This window comes from Oleiphilus sp. HI0123, assembly GCF_001635315.1.
In genome coordinates this window covers 1-3,795 of sequence record NZ_LWGE01001249.1, presented here as the reverse complement: position 1 = coordinate 3,795, position 3,795 = coordinate 1, and the positions used below count along the sequence as shown (strand labels likewise).

Below are 3,795 nucleotides of genomic sequence, written 5' to 3'. Positions count from 1 at the left end.
TAATTTCAGGGTAATCAATTTGCTGCTCGCAGCCTTCGTATATCTCTTTCAAACCATCTGGCCTACCAAGCTCATTCCATACTGTTAGAACCCTTTCTTTCTGATCTTCTGAAGTGAGGCTGGATAACTCTACATCTTCGCCATGAAGAGCTAAGCGAAAAAGATGACTTTTGATCGTTGACACATTTAGTTCACGCGCTTCAGCAATTTCTGTGATCGTTTTGCCTTGTTTGTATAGATCTAAGGTCTCAATATTAGTAGCGGTCAAACTAGGGACAGTAAACTCACTAGAATTATTTTGTTTTGTGGTATGTATTCGCGTGTATTCGGGTGCAAATTCCTTCCCTTCAGTTTCGAACTTGATCACGACAGGCAAAAAACTATCAGCAAATTTATCAACTTTAAGCTGCCCAATACCTTTGATATTTATCAGGTCAGCTGATGTTTTTGGCAATTGCAAAACGATCTGCTGCAAGTCTGCATTCGAAAACACGGTAAAAGCAGGGAGAGACATCTCAGTAGAGATTTTATACCTCAAGCCCTTTAACTCTTCTAGTAAAACCATCTCGTGTTCAGAAAGATCTCTATCAACAAATTTCTTATCTAGTTTTTTCTTTAACTTTTTCTTTGGAGCGTTTTTCACAACTTTCGAAAGTTTCTGAGGCTTAGTAATTCCATTAGCCGAAATATATTCAGCAATCATCTTCACGAATACATCACTATATTTTTCTAATTTGCTCTCTCCGACGCCGCTTATACTACTAAAATCGTCCTTCGAGGAAGGCATATTAATAGCCATGTCTTTCAAAGACGCATTGTTGAAAATCGTGTAAGCAGGTAAATCAGCCTCCTTTGCAATCTTGTTGCGTAGCTCTTTGAGTTTCTCGAGCAAAGTGATTTGCTCTTTAGATAAGTCTGCATCCATAGCAACTTGCTCTACTACTTTCTTCGCCTTTGGATCAGCGAGCCTAGACAGTAATACTTTAGTTTCCCCCTTCAAGACATCATTAGACAGGCTTGTGAGCTGCAGTACATTTCTATTAGAGAAATCAATACCGAGGTATCCTCGATCTATCAACTGGGTGATATATTGAATCCAATCTTTCCAAGACAAGTCAGCGCCAGCGCCATATGTCTTAATTTGATTAAATCCTTCTTCAACAAGCTCACGACGCTTCGATCCACGCAAAACATCAACAAGCATATTAGCCCCAACTGACTTTCCTAGACGATTTAGTCTAAGGCACGCAGAAATTGCTTTTTGTGCAATCAAAGACCCATCGAAAGTTGTTGGAGGGTTTAAGCAGTGATCACAATGGCCACAATGTGCCTCTTTATATTCACCAAAGTAATTAAGAACAAAGTTTGTGCGGCAGCTAGAGGTCTGCGTGAATTCCCACATGCGATCTAGTTTTGAACGTTGAACGTTTCGATGTGACTGATTGGGTATATCATCAACAAACTTATTGAGTGTTGTCATATCATTATACCCTGCGAACAATAGAGCTTCTGCAGCTTCACCATCGCGGCCAGCTCTACCAATCTCTTGATAGTAGCTTTCAATATTCTTTGGCAGATTGTGATGAATAACCCAACGAATATTCGGTTTGTCGATACCCATACCAAATGCTATCGTCGCGCAAATAATCTGTATCTCATCCTTAATAAACTGATCTTGAACGCGAGCTCTTTCTCCGCTTCCCATTCCCCCGTGGTAATAAGCAGCAGCAATCCCTTCTTGTTGCAACTTCGCCGCGACTTGTTCAGTGTTCTTTTTGCTAAGACAGTAAACAATACCCGCTTTCCCCTCTCGTGCTTTCACAAACTTCTTAATTGTCTCTATACGCTTTTTCGCAGGCAACACATCAATTTCTATGTTCTTACGTTCAAAACTAGATAAGAATGTTTTTGCTTCGTAAATGCCAAGCTGGATTTTAATATCTTTTTGCGTGGCCGCATCAGCTGTCGCAGTTAAAGCCACAACAGGAATATTTGGGAATAATCTTATTAATTGGCTAAGTTGCGTGTACTCAGGTCTAAAGTCATTTCCCCACACCGAGACACAATGCGCCTCGTCTATCGCAATCTGATCGACCTTGATAGATTGAATCCATTGCATAAATCCCCAGGTAAGTGCCTTTTCTGGTGACACATATAGTAATTTGATATCACCGTAAGCTACACGCTCTTGAATAATTTGGATATCAGCCTCGCTACATGAACTATTCAAAGCTTCTGCTTTAATTCCATTCTCCTTTAGAGAAGAGACTTGGTCTTGCATAAGTGCAATAAGTGGAGATATGACTATTGTTAAACCTTCTAAAAGTATGGCCGGCAGCTGATAACAAATAGACTTACCGCCACCCGTTGGCATAATTACTAAACTAGATTCATGGTTGAGCGTACGATTTATGACGTCTTCTTGATTTAAGCGAAAAGAATCGTATCCGAAATACTTCTTTAAGGTTTCGTGCGTGCTAGTTGTCTTGATATCCATGTTAAATAACCGTGTTCTTTATAGTAATGAAGCTCTAACCTACCGCCATAGTTTTCAAATACCTTACAAGCCAAGTAGGTTGTATCGCGTATGTCGTAACGCTTGAGATAATCTTACGAGTTAAGAGCTATGTCAGTTAGGGACATTAGACGGACAGTTAATCTGAGATTCCATATGCTGAGCATATTCATAAAGTTCTCGATAAGCTTCCTCGCCTTCGGATATCGTTTTAATGTAATAATTTCTAACTACCAGCGCGGTAATACTAGAGGTAAAAAGTATCACAAGAATATCGGTGATCAGTTCTGCTAATTGCATTTTGACACCTCTTTCTGACTATCAATTATTTCCTTTTTATTGTTAAGCAGCCGAGGAACAACGACTAGGTCTAAATGATACTTTGCTAACTCCTTCAGTGTGAAAGCCTCTGCATTCTTTAGAATCTGCTCCAAAGCCTTATACTTTTCAAACCACTCTCGATCACTGGCGGGATAGAAAGTATTTACAAAGTCTGCACCGTCTTCGATAACGACCCTAACTTTTGCATTATTAAAGTCGACAAGTTCAGCCCAATAATGCCCTCTACCCTCAAACCCATCAACATATCCCATTTTTAGAAGACGAATCGTATCGTTTTCACGGACCTCTCCACTTAATTTAGACTGATTTAATATCCCATAACGTAAAGCTAATGTTCTATTCGGATGCCCAAAACATTTATACAGTAAAGGTTCATCCTTACAAGAAAATCTGCGCGAGACCGCTGACTTAGCAATTTCTTTGCTTAGGCCAGACGAGTCATACCTATCAGTACTTGCATTCTTTGCGATCTTTAGGAATAAAAAGGGCACAAGTCCTATTAATATCGCAATTGGTAGAAATACCAACATTATTCGAACAACATCAATCATTTTTTAATCTCCATATAATTTTTGAACCGATGAACTTACTTTCATCTAGGCGGCTTTTAAATCCTTTAGTGTGCTTTCAACACTGCAGTGGTTCACAATCCGTGATTTAGCTTGGTAAGACAGGATATACCTATTTAACTCGCTTAAATTAAGCACTGGCACATTCCCTGAATGTCTAACTCGTACAGAAGAATCTTGGTTCGAGAATACAACCACACCTTGAACCCACGCTCGGCCGTTCTTTTTCTTCAAATCATCAGAAAGTAACCAAACGAGCTTCTTAACTTGTGCGATTGGGTTACGCATCGTTTTAGAATAAGGCGTACCGCCTCGACCTACCTTTTGTACATGCCAATCTATCACCTTCTGTTCCATAAATTGAGCCGT

General features: G+C 39.7%; 4 protein-coding genes. All 4 read right to left on the bottom strand.

All coding sequences use genetic code 11. The annotated features are described in order from the left end of the window. Window positions 1–2,497, bottom strand: a 2,497-nt coding sequence (recQ, locus tag A3761_RS14670; RefSeq protein ID WP_068750407.1) for a DNA helicase RecQ, incomplete at its 3' end; no start/stop codon positions are given. A gap of 132 nt (window positions 2,498–2,629) precedes the next feature. Continuing rightward, on the bottom strand, window positions 2,630–2,815 hold the full coding sequence (locus tag A3761_RS14665; protein ID WP_068513214.1) for a hypothetical protein: 186 nt from the start codon (window positions 2,813–2,815) through the stop codon (window positions 2,630–2,632). Beyond that, window positions 2,806–3,408 (bottom strand): hypothetical protein, encoded by a 603-nt coding sequence (locus A3761_RS14660; protein ID WP_068513210.1) that lies wholly within the window; start codon window positions 3,406–3,408, stop codon window positions 2,806–2,808. Before A3761_RS14660 ends, A3761_RS14665 begins: the two co-directional genes overlap by 10 nt. 45 nt (window positions 3,409–3,453) lie before the next feature. Beyond that, a partial coding sequence (locus A3761_RS14655) for a nuclease-related domain-containing protein (RefSeq protein ID WP_231881227.1) occupies window positions 3,454–3,795 on the bottom strand: 342 nt, incomplete at its 5' end.

Bases quoted from the DNA above. Each gene is read 5' to 3' on its own strand.
- A3761_RS14665 (WP_068513214.1), bottom strand. From the start codon at position 2,815: ATGCAATTAGCAGAACTGATCACCGATATTCTTGTGATACTTTTTACC.
- A3761_RS14660 (WP_068513210.1), bottom strand. From the start codon at position 3,408: ATGATTGATGTTGTTCGAATAATGTTGGTATTTCTACCAATTGCGATA.